The sequence below is a fragment of the Streptomyces sp. ST2-7A genome (assembly GCF_021390475.1).
GTDB lineage: Bacteria > Actinomycetota > Actinomycetes > Streptomycetales > Streptomycetaceae > Streptomyces.
The window spans coordinates 71,993-86,356 of the sequence record NZ_JAJUWS010000003.1 but is presented as its reverse complement, the minus strand read 5'-3'; the positions used below and the strand labels follow the sequence as shown (position 1 = coordinate 86,356).

11 protein-coding genes and 1 pseudogene are annotated in these 14,364 nt (G+C 73.6%); 3 read left to right on the top strand and 9 right to left on the bottom strand.

Going from position 1 to position 14,364, the window contains the following annotated elements; translation table 11 throughout:
* Positions 1-102: 102 nt before the first annotated feature.
* Entirely contained in the window at positions 103-1,512 is a 1,410-nt protein-coding gene (locus LZF96_RS02975) for an HTTM domain-containing protein (protein ID WP_374203072.1), read from the bottom strand.
* A 240-nt stretch (positions 1,513-1,752) separates the two neighbouring features.
* Here LZF96_RS02975 and LZF96_RS02970 point away from each other — a divergent pair, with 240 nt between their 5' ends.
* A complete protein-coding gene (locus LZF96_RS02970) occupies positions 1,753-2,112 on the top strand; it encodes a histidine triad nucleotide-binding protein (RefSeq protein WP_233865324.1) in 360 nt (119 codons plus the stop codon).
* 68 nt (positions 2,113-2,180) lie between these two features.
* Entirely contained in the window at positions 2,181-3,104 is a 924-nt protein-coding gene (locus LZF96_RS02965; RefSeq protein ID WP_233865487.1) for a ribonuclease Z, read from the top strand.
* Between the two features lie 281 nt (positions 3,105-3,385).
* Here LZF96_RS02965 and era read toward each other — a convergent pair whose 3' ends face one another.
* The 6 genes and pseudogenes from era to LZF96_RS02935 all read right to left on the bottom strand — a co-directional run bounded on the left by era (position 3,386) and on the right by LZF96_RS02935 (position 9,554).
* Positions 3,386-4,339 carry a GTPase Era gene (gene era, locus LZF96_RS02960; protein WP_233865486.1) on the bottom strand — a complete coding sequence of 318 codons (954 nt, stop codon included), beginning with the start codon at positions 4,337-4,339 and terminating at the stop codon, positions 3,386-3,388.
* A gap of 29 nt (positions 4,340-4,368) precedes the next feature.
* A complete protein-coding gene (locus tag LZF96_RS02955; protein WP_233865323.1) occupies positions 4,369-4,731 on the bottom strand; it encodes a cytidine deaminase in 363 nt (120 codons plus the stop codon).
* 513 nt (positions 4,732-5,244) lie between these two features.
* Positions 5,245-6,552: pseudogene (locus LZF96_RS02950) on the bottom strand (hemolysin family protein); the annotation flags it as partial.
* A 94-nt stretch (positions 6,553-6,646) separates the two neighbouring features.
* Positions 6,647-7,144 carry an rRNA maturation RNase YbeY gene (gene ybeY / locus LZF96_RS02945; RefSeq protein ID WP_233865322.1) on the bottom strand — a complete coding sequence of 166 codons (498 nt, stop codon included), beginning with the start codon at positions 7,142-7,144 and terminating at the stop codon, positions 6,647-6,649.
* 13 nt (positions 7,145-7,157) lie between these two features.
* Positions 7,158-8,261 carry a PhoH family protein gene (locus LZF96_RS02940; protein WP_233865320.1) on the bottom strand — a complete coding sequence of 368 codons (1,104 nt, stop codon included), beginning with the start codon at positions 8,259-8,261 and terminating at the stop codon, positions 7,158-7,160.
* A 147-nt stretch (positions 8,262-8,408) separates the two neighbouring features.
* A complete protein-coding gene (locus tag LZF96_RS02935; RefSeq protein ID WP_233865485.1) occupies positions 8,409-9,554 on the bottom strand; it encodes a PfkB family carbohydrate kinase in 1,146 nt (381 codons plus the stop codon).
* A gap of 188 nt (positions 9,555-9,742) precedes the next feature.
* Between LZF96_RS02935 and LZF96_RS02930 the strand changes: the two genes are divergently transcribed.
* Complete coding sequence (locus LZF96_RS02930) at positions 9,743-11,170, top strand: 6-phospho-beta-glucosidase (protein WP_233865318.1); 1,428 nt, start codon at positions 9,743-9,745, stop codon at positions 11,168-11,170.
* 384 nt (positions 11,171-11,554) lie between these two features.
* Here the strand turns inward: LZF96_RS02930 and LZF96_RS02925 are convergent, their stop codons facing one another.
* Together LZF96_RS02925 and leuA are read right to left on the bottom strand one after the other, a co-directional pair.
* On the bottom strand, positions 11,555-12,229 hold the full coding sequence (locus LZF96_RS02925; protein ID WP_233865316.1) for a zinc ribbon domain-containing protein: 675 nt from the start codon (positions 12,227-12,229) through the stop codon (positions 11,555-11,557).
* A 364-nt stretch (positions 12,230-12,593) separates the two neighbouring features.
* The gene (gene leuA / locus LZF96_RS02920) at positions 12,594-14,333 is read right to left on the bottom strand and encodes a 2-isopropylmalate synthase (protein WP_233865484.1); all 1,740 of its coding nucleotides are present in this window, start codon (positions 14,331-14,333) and stop codon (positions 12,594-12,596) included.
* Positions 14,334-14,364: the final 31 nt, after the last annotated feature.

Here is a 14,364-nt window from a genome sequence, read left to right as displayed (position 1 = left end):
GGCCCCGGCCCCCGGTTCCCACCGGAGGGGCCGGGGCCGGTCCCGGGGCCGCGCACCGTCGCCGTGCCGCTCCCGTGCCGCCGTGGTGCCGTGCCGGCGGGCTCACCCCCCGTCGGCGCGGCGCAGCGGCTCCTCCAGGGGGAGTATCCACTCGGCCGCGCCCCACCGGGGTATCGGCACCCGGGCGAGGTCCACCTCCGGATCCACCAGCGGGGCGGGTTCACGGCCGTTGAGCGAGACATCGGCGACCACCCGCACCTCGGCGTCGTCGTGCTCCCGCGACAGGTGGCGGGCGAAGAGCGCCAACCGCTCGGGATGTCCCGCCATCAGGCGCTCCTGCGCCGGGGTCAGGTATGCCGAGGGATCCGCCCGCCATACGCGCTCCCCGTCGCTCAGTCGGAACTCCGCCTCGCCCTGCTTGGCGCGCAGCATCATGTGCCAGGCGAAGCGGTGCCCCTCCTCGGTCCAGTTCACGGTGCCGGGGAGGACGAGGTGCCGCAGGGGGAGCAGCACCTGGACGAGCACCCACAGGGCCAGACAGCCCGTCACGAGCCCCCGCACCCACCCGGTGCGGGCCACCCGGTGCGGGCTCCGGTCCGGCCGGATCCCCGGCACCGCCGGGTCCCCCGGGAAGCTCCCGACCGCGCCGACGGCACCGACCGGCCCGGGGGCGTTGTGGGGGGATGCCCCCGGCCCCGGCCGGCGGCCGAACCGGGACCGTGTCCACCGGCCCAACCGCTCGGGCCAATCGGGCCGGAAGAACAGGGTGGTCGCGGCGATCATCAACCAGGGGAAGACGTAGAGGCCGAACAGTCGGGCGTTGAGCAGGTGGAAGCAGAGGGCCACCGCGAAGGCGTACGGCCGGGTGCGCGGGTGCAGCAGGAAACCGACCACCACCAGGTCGAAGACCAGCGAGCCGTAGGTCATGAACCACACCACCGGCTCGTGCTCGAACAGCGGGCCGATGAGCTGGACATGGGTGCGTTCGGTCAACCACATCCGCAGCGGTTCGCCGCGCAACCAGTCGTGGTTGATCTTGGCCACGCCACCGAAGAAGTAGGGCACCGCGATCTGGAACCGCAGCAACCACATCATCCACGCCGGGATCGTGCGGCCCCCGACCTCCGGGCGGCGCCGCGCGTCCAGCGACCACCGGCGATGCAGGGGAAGGAAGATCATGAGGAAGGACAACAGCGAGATCAGGTACTCGTGGTTCTGGAACCAACCGGAGTCCAGCAGGAAGACGTAGGTGGTGAGCGCGCAGAACACGGCACACGAGGCCCGGTACCACAGCCCCGCCGCGATGCAGAGACCCAACAACCCCATCGCCGTGTAGACGGCGTACATCCCCGGGCCGGGCAGCGGCCGGACGAACTCCAGTGGCGGGTAGCCGAAGGAGAAGCCCGGGGCGATGTAGTGCTCGTGCACCAGGTACGGCAGGTAGAGCAGGACGTTGACGGTCATGGCGACGCCGAAGGCGATCCGGAACACCGCCCCACCCGCCGCGTTCACCGGTCGGGAGCCCGCGTCGATCAGTCGGGCGCCGGGCCCGGGGGGTCGATGTGTCCGAGCCCGGGCGTCGCCGATCCCTCCGCCCCGGCGTGCCTCCGCCGTCCCCGTGTCGTCGGTCCCGCCCGTTCCGGTCCCCGCCCGTATCACCCGTCCACACCCCGATCCCGACCGTCGTGATTCCGTCCCTGCCGTCCGCCCGGCATCCTACGAGGCGTCCCGGGAACCGGTAGCATCCCCGGCATGGCTGGAGAACCCGACGCGAACTGCCTGTTCTGCAAGATCGTGGCCGGTGAGGTTCCGGCGACCGTGGTCCTGGAGACGGAGACCACGGTGGCCTTCCGGGACATCAACCCCCAGGCCCCCACGCACGTCCTGGTGATCCCCCGCGCCCACTACCCGGACGCGGTCTCCCTGGCGGAGGGCGCCCCACTGATCGCCGCCGACCTGCTGGCGACCGCCGGGGTCGTCGCCGAGCGGGAGAAGGTCGCCGACACCGGGTACCGGATCGTGCTCAACACCGGCGCGGGCGCCGGGCAGACGGTCTTCCACGTTCACGCGCACGTGCTGGCCGGTCGCGGCCTGGAGTGGCCCCCCGGCTGATCCCGACCCGCGTTACCGTCAGGCCCGTCCGTCCCCACCCCACCGGCCCACCGGCCCACCGGCGAGAGATCCCCGTGCGCGAACTCGTGGTGCTCGGCACCGCCAGCCAGGTGCCCACCCGGCACCGCAACCACAACGGCTACCTGCTGCGCTGGGACGGCGAGGGCATCCTCTTCGACCCCGGCGAGGGCACCCAGCGGCAGATGGGCCGGGCCGGGGTCAGCGCCCACGACATCACCCGGATCTGCGTCACGCACTTCCACGGCGACCACTGCCTGGGTCTGCCCGGCGTGATCCAGCGCATCAACCTCGATGGCGTCCCCCACCCGGTCACCGCCCACTTCCCGGCGAGCGGACGGCACTTCTTCGAACGCCTGCGGTACGCCACGGCCTATCGGGAGAGCGTGGCGCTGCGGGAGGAACCGGTCGCCGCCGACGGCGTGATCGCCCGGGTTCCCGCCTTCACGCTCTCCGCCGCGCGGCTCTCCCACCCGGTGGAGTCCTTCGGCTACCGGCTCCGCGAACCGGACTCCCGGCGGATGCTGTCCGAACGGCTGGCGGAACGCGGCATCACCGGCCCCGACGTGGGCCGACTGCGACGGGAGGGACGGCTGCGGGGGGTAGCCCTGGAGGAGGTCAGCGAGGAGCGGCCGGGGCAGGTCGCCGCCTTCGTCATGGACACCCGCCTCTGCGACGGAGTGCGCGAACTGGCCGCTGACTGCGACCTGTTGGTCATCGAATCGACCTTCCTCGACGAGGACGTCGCGCTCGCGGAGGAACACGGTCACCTCAGTGCCGGCCAGGCCGGGGGAGTGGCAGCCGAGGCCGGGGTCCGCCATCTGGTGCTGACCCATTTCAGCCGCCGCTACCGCGATCCGGAACCCTTCGCCCGACAGGCCCGGGCGGCCGGTTTCACGGGGGAGTTGACCGTCGCCGAGGACCTGACGCGGATCCCGGTGCCGCCACGCCGCCGGCCGGCCGGCCGGGACTGAGCGGCCGACCACGGCGCCGGACGGCCCGGTGCGGCCCGGCGGCGTCGGGCCGGGTCCGGTCCCCGGCCTGTGGTGTCCGGTTCCGGGCGGCGCCGGGGGCGGGTGGGTCGGACCACGGCCCCGCGCCGCGCCCCCGCCGCTCGCCGCATCCGGAGTCCGGGGAGTGGCGCGGTGCCGGGCACCGGGGCGCGGGGCGCGGGGGAACGTCGCCCGGTGGGTGTCCGGGCCCCGAACGGCCCGAACGGCCCCGACGGGGGTACCGACCCGGGGCCGATCGGACGTCAGAAGCCCAGGCGACGCAACTGCTTGGGGTCGCGCTGCCAGTCCTTGGCCACCTTCACGTGCAGATCCAGGAAGACCGGCGTCCCGAGCAGCGCCTCGATCTGTCGCCGGGAGGAGGTGCCCACCCGCTTCAGCCGGCTGCCCTTGGGCCCGATCACGATGCCCTTCTGACTGCTGCGCTCGATGAAGATGTTGGCGTGGATGTCCAGCAGCGGGCGGTCCGCCGGCCGGTCCCGTCGCGGCAGCATCTCCTCGACCACCACCGCGATCGAGTGCGGCAGCTCGTCCCGCACACCCTCCAGGGCCGCCTCGCGGATCAGCTCGGCCACCATGACCTGCTCCGGCTCGTCGGTCAGGTCCCCCTCGGGGTACAGCGTCGGCCCCTCGGGCAGCAGCGGCACCAGCAGGTCGGCGAGCAGGCCCACCTGCCGGTCGGCCACCGCCGAGACCGGGATGATCTCGGCCCACTCGATGCCCAGGTCACGGCCGAGTCGGTCCACCGAGATGAGCCGCTCGGCCAGTTCCCGCTGGTCCACCAGGTCGGTCTTGGTGACCACGGCGACCTTCGGGGTCCGCTTGACGCCGGCCAGTTCCTGCGCGATGTACCGGTCGCCGGGACCGACCTTCTGGTCGGCCGGCAGGCAGAACCCGATCACGTCCACCTCGGCCCAGGTGGCCCGGACCACGTCGTTCAGCCGCTCCCCGAGAAGGGTGCGCGGTTTGTGCAGGCCGGGTGTGTCCACCAGGATCAACTGGGCGTCGGGTCGGTGGATGATGCCGCGCACGGTGTGCCGGGTGGTCTGCGGGCGATTCGAGGTGATCGCGACCTTGGTTCCCACCAGGGCGTTGGTCAGAGTGGATTTCCCCGCGTTGGGGCGCCCGACGAAACAGGCGAAACCGGAACGGTGCGGGGCCTCGGAGGGGGCCGGGGTGGGAGCGGTCATGCCCGCCATTCTCCCCGATGCGGGCACCGGGTCGGGGGTCAGCCCGCCGTCACGGTTGTCCGGGGCGTGCCGTCCGGGGCGGCCAGCAGCACCGGGGTCCCGGCACCGCCGAGATCCCGCACCGCAGCCAGATCCTCGACGCCGGGTTCCCCGGCCTCGGAGACGATCGCCGCCGCCTCCAGCGAGCGGGCGCCGCCGGCGACGGCCATGGCGACGGCCGTGCGCAGGGCGCTCAGCCGCAGGGACTCCAGCGCGACGGTGGACGCCACGTAGGTGCGGCCGGTCTCGTCACGGACCGCCGCTCCCTCGGGGGCGCCGTTGCGGGCCCGGGCGCTGCGCGCCAACGTGATGATCTTGCGGTCCTCGGGGTTCAGCGCGTCATCGCTCATGGCGAGCAGCATAAGGGCTGTTGGGCGCCCTCCGACGGGCGCGGTGGGCGGGCCCGGGTGTCCGGCACGCCGACCGGCGGGAGGGTTGCCCGGCCATCGGGTCCGCCCCCCCCGATGTCGCGACGCCGCGTGTTCGGGACGAGTCGCCGACGGGGTCCGGGCCGGCCCCATGGGGAGGAGTGACCGGCGCCCGGTACGGCGTCCGCCGGTCACTCCCTCACCGATCGGTGATCAGGGGCGGCGGGAGTCCTTTCCCGGGTCGGGTGTACCGCCGGCATCGGCGGTGTCGATCTCCATCCCGGCCGGGTCGTCGTGCCTCCCCGGGGCGCCGGGAGAACCGGGAGCCCCGTCATCACCGGAACCACCCCGAGTACCCGGCTCGCGGGGTGTCCCGGGCTCGCGGCGGTCGCCGGGTTCCCCGGGGCCGGCGACCTCACCGTGAGGGCCGGGGTCGCCGGGTCCCCCGGCCCCATCGGGGTCGTCGGCATACCCGGGGGCGTCGTCCACCGGTATGCCGCCGGCGTCCTCCTCCGTCGCCCGGTCACCCGGCCGGATCGGTTCGACCAGCACCGTGAGGATCCGGTTCCGCCGTCCCGCCGGGGATTCCGCGGTCAGCCGCAGCCCCGCCAGGTTCGGCGTCCCGTGTTCCCGGGTGAGGTCGACCTCGGCGGTCGCCCCGGCGATCGGCACCCGTCCCAGTTGTTTGGCGAGCAGCCCGCCGACGGTCTCCACGTCCTCGTCGTCCAGTTCGATGCCGTACAGCTCGCCGAGGTCGCCGAGGTCCAGCCGGGCGGTGACCCGGTGCCGGTCGCCGTCCAGCGGGGTCACCGGCGGCAACTCCCGGTCGTACTCGTCGGTGATCTCGCCGACGATCTCCTCCAGGATGTCCTCGATGGTGACGATGCCGGCCGTGCCGCCGTACTCGTCGATCGCGACCGCCACATGGATGTGGTCGCGCTGCATCTCGCGCAGCAGGTCGCCCGCGTTCTTGGTGTCGGGCACGAAGGTCGCCGGCCGCATCGCGGTCTCCACCGGGTCGGTCTCGGAGTCGCGGCTGACGTGCACCCGGCGCACCAGGTCCTTGAGGTACAGCACCCCCATGATGTCGTCGTCGTTCTCGCCGGTGACCGGGATGCGGGAGAATCCCGAGCGCAGTGCCAGGGTCAATCCCTGGCGCAGGGTGTGGTCGCGGGGAATCGTGACCAGGTCGGTGCGCGGCACCATCACCTCGCGCACCATGGTGTCGCCCAGCTCGAAGACCGAGTGCACCATGCGGCGCTCCTCGTCCTCGATGAGCCGGTCGCGACCCGCCAGGTCCACCATGGCGCGCAGCTCCGCCTCGGAGGCGAACGGTCCGCGCCGGAAGCCCTTGCCGGGGGTCAGGGCGTTGCCCAGCAGGATCAGCAGTTGGGTGAGCGGCCCCAACACCCTGGCGAGCGGCAACAGGACATGGGCGGCCGCGGTGGTGGTGGTGACCGGGTGCTGTCGGCCGATGGTGCGCGGTGAGACGCCGACCGCCACGAAGGAGATCAACAGCATGATGCCGAAGGCCAGCCCCAGGGCCTGCCGGGTGGAGTCGAGGGACACCAGGCAGGCGTAGGCGACCAGTACGGCGGCGGCGGTCTCGGCGGCGACCCGCAGGAGGAGCGCGAGGTTGAGGTAGCGCACCGGATCGGCGGCGACCGCGGCCAGTTTGGCCGCGCCCCGTTTACCGGCCCGTACCGCCTCCTCGGCGCGGTAATTGTTGATACGGGCGATGCCCGCCTCCGCGCAGGAGGCGAGCCAGGCCAGCAGCACCAGGACCACGACGCCGGTGAGCAGGGAACCGGTCATGTCGTCGTCACACCGTCATATCGGCAATGGGTGGACGGGTGCCCCGGTGCCCGGGCACCGGGGCACCCGGGCGGACCGGGGCTCGGGCGCCCGGTCACGTCGTCGTGGGGGCCGGTGAGGGGCCGGTGAGCCCGTGCTCGTCCCGCCAGCCGTCCACGATCGCCTTCTGCAGGCCGAACATCTCGGCCCGCTCCGGGGCCTCCTCGTGGTCGTAGCCGAGCAGGTGCAGCACTCCGTGCACGGTGAGCAGCTGCAGCTCCTCGTCCATGGAGTGCGCCGTGGGCGCGGCCAGACCCTGGGTGCGGGCCACCTCGGGGCAGAGCACGATGTCCCCCAGCAGGCCCGGTGGGGGCTCCTCCTCGTCCTTGCCGGGGGGACGCAGCTCGTCCATCGGGAAGGACATCACGTCGGTCGGTCCGGGCAGGTCCATCCACTGCAGGTGGAGCTGCTCCATCGCGGCGCCGTCCACCGCGATGACCGACAGCTCGCACTGCGGATGGATCCGCATCCGGGCGAGCGCGTACCGGGCGATGTCGAGTACGGCCTTCTCGTCGAAGTCCAGACCGGACTCGTTGTTCACATCGATCGCCATGACCTGTGGCCCGTCACCTTCCGGTGCGGCCGGTGCGGCCGGACCGATCGCGGCGCCCGTCGTCGGCAGACTCGCCGCGCCCGGTCCGGGAGTCCTGCTCCGCACGCTCCCGCTCGCGATCGTCGAACCGCTCGTAGGCGTCGACGATCCGACCGACCAGCTTGTGCCGGACCACGTCCGAGCTGGTGAGACGGGAGAAGTGGACGTCCTCGACACCGGTCAGGATCTCCTGGACCTGGCGCAGGCCGCTGCGGGTGCCGCCGGGCAGGTCCACCTGCGTCACGTCACCCGTGATCACGATCTTGGACTCGAACCCGAGCCGGGTCAGGAACATCTTCATCTGCTCGGGGTTCGTGTTCTGCGCCTCGTCCAGGATGATGAAGGCGTCGTTGAGGGTACGACCGCGCATGTACGCCAGCGGCGCCACCTCGATGGTGCCCGCCGCCATCAGCCGGGGGATCGAGTCCGGGTCCAGCATGTCGTGCAGGGCGTCGTACAGCGGCCGGAGGTAGGGGTCGATCTTCTCGTAGAGGGTGCCGGGCAGGAAGCCCAGCCGCTCCCCGGCCTCGACCGCCGGCCTGGTCAGGATGATGCGGTTGACCTGTTTGGACTGCAGCGCCTGCACGGCCTTGGCCATCGCCAGGTAGGTCTTGCCGGTGCCCGCCGGGCCGATGCCGAAGACCACGGTGTGCCGGTCGATGGCGTCCACGTAGTGCTTCTGGTTCAGCGTCTTGGGGCGGATGGTGCGGCCGCGGCTGGAGAGGATGTTCTGGGTCAGCACGGAGGCGGGGCTCTCCGCGCCGTCCCCGCCGCGCAGCATGGCGATGGCGCGCTCGACGGCGTCCTCCGTCATGGGCTGCCCGGTGCGCAGCACCAGCATCATCTCGTCGAACAGACGCTGGATCAGGGCGACCTCCTGTGGGTCGCCGGCGGCGCTGATCTCGTTGCCGCGGACATGGATGTCGGTCGCCGGGAAGGCCTGCTCGATGACCCGGAGCAGGGAATCGCCGGAGCCGAGCACCGTCACCATGGGGTGCTTGGCCGGCACGGTGAAGCGGGCGGTGGCCTCGGCGGCGGTGGCTTCTCCCACCGCGCGGGGTGTCGATGTCTGAGTCATGGGCGGCCCGAGGGGCCCGTCATCCCTCTCTGCTCCTCGAGGATCGGACCTCAAGGGTACGACGCCGCGCCGACTGGGGGCGGGTCGATTTTCCGAGTCCGTCGGGAACCGCCGGCCCCGACCGCCGGCGCGGATTCGGCGTGCGTCTCAGTGCGAGTGGTCCCCGAAGCCCAGCGTCGGCACCGCCCGGCGCAACGGGCGGCCCGGCACCGGGCCGTCCGTCCGCGTCCCGTCGCCGGGGCCGCCGCCCGCCCCCGGTTCGATGTCCACGATCAGGGCGTCCAGGAAGTCGTAGCGGGCCGGTGCGCCGCCGGCGCGCAGGGTGCGGCGGCGCCAGGCGGCGATCTGGTCCCAACAGGGCGCGGAGAGCGAACCGCCGAACTCCTGCACCGACAGTCCGGCGGTCAGCGCGGCGAAGGCCAGCCGGTCGGCCGGCGGCCACCCGGCGAGGGTCCCGGTCACGAAGCCCGCCATGAAGACGTCCCCGGCCCCGGTGGGGTCCAGCACCGTGACCGGCAGGGCGGGGACCTCCACCAGCTCACCGGTGCCGGCGTCGGCGGCCACCGCGCCCCGGGCGCCCATGGTCACCACCGCCAGCGGGACGTGCTCGGCCAGCGCCCGCACCGCCCGGTGCGGGGAGTCGGTGCGGGTGTAGCGCATCGCCTCCTCGGCGTTGGGGAGGAAGGCGGCGCAGTGCGCCAGGCCGTCCAGCGAGGACAGGTCCCAGCGTCCGGTCTCGTCCCAGCCGGTGTCGGCGAAGACCACGGAGCCGGCCCCGGCCGCCCGCGCGATCCACTCCTGCGGCTCTCCGGGGGCGAGGGAGGCCACACAGGAGCGTGCCGGGTCGGGGGCCCGACCGCCGGTCGGGGCGGTCGGCGAGAGGGGCGCGAGGTGGCCGTGCGACACCATGGTGCGCTCGCCCTCGTAGGCCATCGAGACGGTCACCGGGGAGTGCCAACCCGCCAGTACCCGGGAGGGTGACAGGTCGATGCCCTCGTCGCGCTCCAGGGTCTCCCAGCAGTACTCGCCGTACCGGTCGTCCCCGAAGGCCGCCGCGAGGCGGGTGCGCAGCCCCAGCCGGGCCAGCGCGGTGGCCATGTTCGCGACCCCGCCCGGGCAGGACCCCATGCCCCGGGCCCAGGTCTCGGTGCCGCGCACCGGGGCGCCGTCCAGGCCGGTGAAGACGATGTCGAGGAAGACCGTGCCGGTGAGGTGCGCGTCGCAGGCCGGATCGCCCGGCCGTCGCAGGTGGGCGAGCGGGTCGGGGCGACGCGGTCCGTCGGCCGTCGGCACGGCGACGGGGGGGACGGCTGGACGGGGGGTACCCGGCGTGGTCACGGTGGAACTCCCGGCACGAGATGCGGAGGGGACCCGCGGTGGGTCGCGGGCCGGCGGGCGGTCGGGAACGACGACGGCCGGGGACGGCCGATCCCCGTTCCGGGTCCCGCGTCGCCGGTGGGTTCTACGGTACTTTCCGGGGCATGAGGCTGACGATCATCGGTGGTGGGGGATTCCGCGTTCCCCTGGTGTACCGCGCCCTGCTGGCGGCGGCCGGGTCGGTCCCGGTCGATGAGCTGGTCCTGTACGACACCGATCCCGCGCGCACGGCGGTGATCGCCCGGGTGTTGCGCGGTCTGCGCGCGGTCGCCGGCCCGGTGGTGGGGGAGGGGCCCGCGGTGCGGGTGGAGACCGATCCCGCCGCCGCCCTGCGCGGCGCGGACGCGGTGCTCTTCGCCATCCGTCCCGGTGGCACCGTCCGGCGGGCCCGCGACGAACGGATGGCCCTCGCCGAGGGGGTGCTGGGCCAGGAGACGGTGGGCGCGGCGGGTGTCCTCTACGCCCTGCGCGCGGTGCCGGAGGCGGTCCGTTTCGCCGAACTGGTGCGCGAGGTGGCGCCCGGGGCCCGGGTCGTCAACTTCACCAACCCGGCGGGCATCGTCACCGAGGCGATGTCGGCCGTCCTCGGCCCCCGGGTGATCGGGATCTGCGACTCACCGGCCGGGCTGATCCGCCGCGCCGCACGGGCCGCCGGCGCGGACCCGGAGACCGTGCGCGCCGACTACGTCGGCCTCAACCACCTGGGCTGGCTGCGCTCCCTGACGGTCGGGGGCCGCGACCTGCTCCCCGACCTGTTGGCCGACGACCGGGCGCTGGCCTCCTTCGAGGAGGGTCGGCTGTTCGGCGGCCCCTGGTTGCGGGCCCTGGGCTCCCTGCCCAACGAGTACCTGTACTACCACTATTTCCGGCGCGAGAGCTTGGAGAAGACGTGGGAGGCGGCCGAGACGCGGGGGGAGTTCCTGGACCGGCAGCAGTCCGCCTTCTTCGCCGAGGCGGCCTCGCTCGGCCCCGCGGACCCCGCCGACGCCGGGGACGGACCCGGCGCCGAGGAGGCGGCCCGCGAGACCCACCGCCTGTGGGAGAGCACCCGACGCGAACGCGAGGAGACCTACCTCGCCGAGGCCCGGCGGGCCTCCGGGGGGTGGAGTCGCGACGAGCGGGACCTCGCCGAGGGCGGCGGCTACGAGTGGGTCGCCCTGGACGTGCTTCGGGGACTGTTCGGCGGGGAGGGGGGTCGGCGCCGGTTGGTGCTCAACGTCCGCAACGCCGACACCCTGCCCGCGCTGGGGCCCGGGGCGATCATCGAGACGGTCTGCGAACTCTCCCCGGAGGGGGCCCACCCGGTGCCCTGCGCCGCGCCCGGCCCGGCGGAGCTGGGATTGATGTTGCAGGTGAAAGCGGTGGAGCGGGCCGTGATCGAGGCGGCCCTGACCGGTTCGGAGACGGCGGCGCTGCGGGCGATGGCCCTGCATCCGCTGGTCGACTCACCGGCGGTGGCCGCGCGATTGCTGGCCCGGGCCCGCTCGGGGAGCGGGCACGACGCGCCCCGCACCGGAGACGCCCGGGAGTGAGGCGGGACACCGGCGCGCGGGAGGGAGGCCCCCGGTTGCGGGTGCCGTTCCGCCCGCCGAGACCGGAGGTCGTGCCCGGGCGCCCCCCGGAGCACGGTCGTCGCCCGTCGGCATGTGGATCGGTGCGGGCGCCCCGACGGCGCGGCACCGGTGTGACGTGGACATCGCCCGTTCCCCGGGGAGCACCCGGGACGTCCCGGTCCCGTGCCGGGTGGTAGCGGTGGTCGTGTCACCGGGACCGGTCGGTGCCGTGCCGGGGGCGGCGGGTCCCGGGCGGTGCCCTGATCTGCCGGTACCGTGCCCGGTCCCGAACCGGCGGGGAACCCGCCTCCCGGCGCCCCCGGTCCCGGCCGGGACCGACCCCGGAGGCCCGACCCCGCCGGCTCAGGACGGCGTGCGAGCGGCGGTCAGCAACCGCGCGGTGTCCGCCGGCGCGAGGTCCAGCCGGCGGCCGATCCCCGCCAGCACGGTGCTCTCCGCCGCCAGGTACGGCCCGTCGGCCAACGCGATGCGGGCACCGCGCAGCAGCAGCGACTCCCGGCCGGGAACGGCCAGCAGCGGCGCCAGCGGGTCCAGCGCCTGGCCCAACTCGGTGTCCGCGCCGCGCGGCCCCTCCGCCGAGACCACGGCCAGCAGGGTCAGCAGCCGCTCCTCGGTGCAGTCCGGGTACCCGGCCTCGTGGATGACCTCCACGGCGGTCCGACGGGTTCCCCGGTCCTCGGCGCCGCCCGCCGCGAGTACGGCCAGCGCGACGGCGTGCACGGCGTCGCGGAGCATCCCGGCCAGCCGCATCGTGGTGGGGACCGTCACCGCCGAGGGCGGGAAGTGGCCCCGGCAGGCGGCGCAGGCCACCACCGGATCCGCCGCGCCGCGCGGCAGCACCGACACGCCCAACACGGCGAACCGGCGCCGGCCGGTCAGTTCCTGGTAGCAGCGGTCCCCGCCGCAGCGGGGACAGAAGAATTCCCCGTCGCCGGTCACCCGCCAGGCGGTCCGGGTGCCCAGCACCCGGCGCCGATGCCCGTCCCCGCGGTCGTCCCGACCCCTGGAGTGCACCACGTCGTACCTCCGTCGTCATCCGGCAATCGCCCCATTGCCCGTGACCGTCCGCGCGGCGCCCCGGCCGGGTGCGGACGACCCCCCTCGCGACAACGCGAGGGGATGAGTGATGTTAGCCACATCCGGGGGCTGCCGTCAGTAGTCCGGTCGGCCCTCTCTCCCGGGCGAAGCGGGGCAAGTCGGGGCGCGCCGGTACGCGAAACGGCCGGAACGACGCCCTCCGGGGCCGAACCGCCCCCGTCCCGGGCGAACGCCCGGGACGGGGGCGACGGAGTGGGACCGACGGGGCCGCGGGGGCGTTCCCGACGGGAGCCGGACGCCCTCCCCGGCCCGCCCCGGGGACCGGGGAGGGCCGGAAGGACGATCAGTCGCGGAAGGCGCGGTTCACGGCGGAGGCGACCGCCAGCAGCGACGCCCGGACGATGTTCGCGTCGATGCCGACGCCCCAGTGGATCCGGTCGCCCACGGCCAGTTCGATGTAGGCGGCGGCCCGGGAACCGGCGCCCGCGCTCATGGTGTGCTCCACGTAGTCCAGCAGGCGCACCTCCCCGGCCGTCCCCGCGTCCGCGCCGTCGCCCGGCACGTCGTCGAAGACCCCGGCCCGGCGCAGCGCGTCGAAGAAGGCGGCGATCGGTCCGTTGCCGCTGCCGACCAGCGTGGTGTCCGTGCCGTCCACCACGGCCTCGACGGTCAGCTCGTCCCGGCCCTCGTGGCTGCTGGACGCCTGGGCCGAGCGCAGCGCGACCCGGCCCCACGGCCGCTCGGGCACCGGCAGGTACTCGTCGCGGAAGGCGTCCCAGATCTGTGCCGGGGTGACCTCGCCGCCCTCGGCGTCGGTGCGGGCCTGGATGACCCGGGAGAACTCCACCTGCATCCGGCGCGGCAGGTCCAGTTGGTGCTCGTTCTTCAGGACGTAGGAGATGCCGCCCTTGCCGGACTGCGAGTTCACCCGGATGACCGCTTCGTAGGTGCGGCCCACGTCCTTGGGGTCGATCGGCAGGTAGGGCATCTCCCACACCAGCCGGTCCACGGATACGCCCTCGCGGGTCGCCTGCTCCTCCAGCGCCTCGAAGCCCTTCTTGATGGCGTCCTGGTGGGAGCCGGAGAAGGAGGTGTACACCAGGTCACCGGCGTACGGGTGGCGCGGCGGGACCTGCATCCGGTTGCAGTACTCCCAGGTGCGGCGGATGTCGTCGATCCGGGAGAAGTCGATGCCCGGGTCCACGCCCTGGCTGAACAGGTTCAGTCCCAGCGTCACCAGGTCCACGTTGCCGGTGCGCTCGCCCTGACCGAACAGGCAGCCCTCCACCCGGTCGGCGCCGGCCATGACGGCCAGCTCGGCGGCGGCCACCGCCGTACCCCGGTCGTTGTGCGGGTGGGCCGACAGGCAGACGAACTCCCGCCGGGACAGGTGGCGCGACATCCACTCGAAGCGGTCGGCGTGCGTGGAGGGGGTGGAGCGCTCGACGGTGGCGGGCAGGTTGAGGATGATCTCCCGGCCCTCCTCCGGCTGCCACACGTCCATCACCGCCTCGCAGACCTCCAGCGCGAAGTCCGGCTCGGTGTCGGTGAAGATCTCCGGGCTGTACTGGTAGCCGAAGACGGTCCGGTCGTCGAGCAGCTTCTCGGCGTACTCCATCACCAGGCGGGTGCCGTCCACGGCGATCTGCCGGACCTCGTCCCGGCCGCCGCGGAAGACCACCCGGCGGAAGACGGGGGCGGTCGCGTTGTACAGGTGCACGGTGGCGTTGGGGGCGCCGATCAGCGACTCCACGGTGCGCTCGATCAGTTCCTCGCGGGCCTGGGTCAGCACCGAGATGGTCACGTCGTCGGGGATCGCCCCCTCCTCGATGATCGACCGCACGAAGTCGAAGTCGGTCTTCCCCGAGGCGGGGAAACCGACCTCGATCTCCTTGTAGCCCATGCGGACCAGCAGGTCGAACATCTCCCGCTTGCGGGCCGGTGACATCGGGTCGATCAGGGCCTGGTTGCCGTCCCGCAGGTCGGTGGAGAGCCACCGGGGGGCGGCGGTGATGCGCCTGCCGGGCCAGGTGCGGTCGGGCAGGTCCACCGTCTCGAAGGGACGGTAGCGGTGGATCGGCATGCCGGAGGGGCGCTGCTTCACCGAGGCCGCG

Bases quoted from the DNA above. Each gene is read 5' to 3' on its own strand.
- LZF96_RS02940 (WP_233865320.1), bottom strand. From the start codon at position 8,261: ATGACTCAGACATCGACACCCCGCGCGGTGGGAGAAGCCACCGCCGCC.
- leuA (WP_233865484.1), bottom strand. From the start codon at position 14,333: ATGCCGATCCACCGCTACCGTCCCTTCGAGACGGTGGACCTGCCCGAC.
- LZF96_RS02970 (WP_233865324.1), top strand. From the start codon at position 1,753: ATGGCTGGAGAACCCGACGCGAACTGCCTGTTCTGCAAGATCGTGGCC.
- LZF96_RS02955 (WP_233865323.1), bottom strand. From the start codon at position 4,731: ATGCTGCTCGCCATGAGCGATGACGCGCTGAACCCCGAGGACCGCAAG.
- era (WP_233865486.1), bottom strand. From the start codon at position 4,339: ATGGCGGGCATGACCGCTCCCACCCCGGCCCCCTCCGAGGCCCCGCAC.
- LZF96_RS02930 (WP_233865318.1), top strand. From the start codon at position 9,743: ATGAGGCTGACGATCATCGGTGGTGGGGGATTCCGCGTTCCCCTGGTG.
- ybeY (WP_233865322.1), bottom strand. From the start codon at position 7,144: ATGGCGATCGATGTGAACAACGAGTCCGGTCTGGACTTCGACGAGAAG.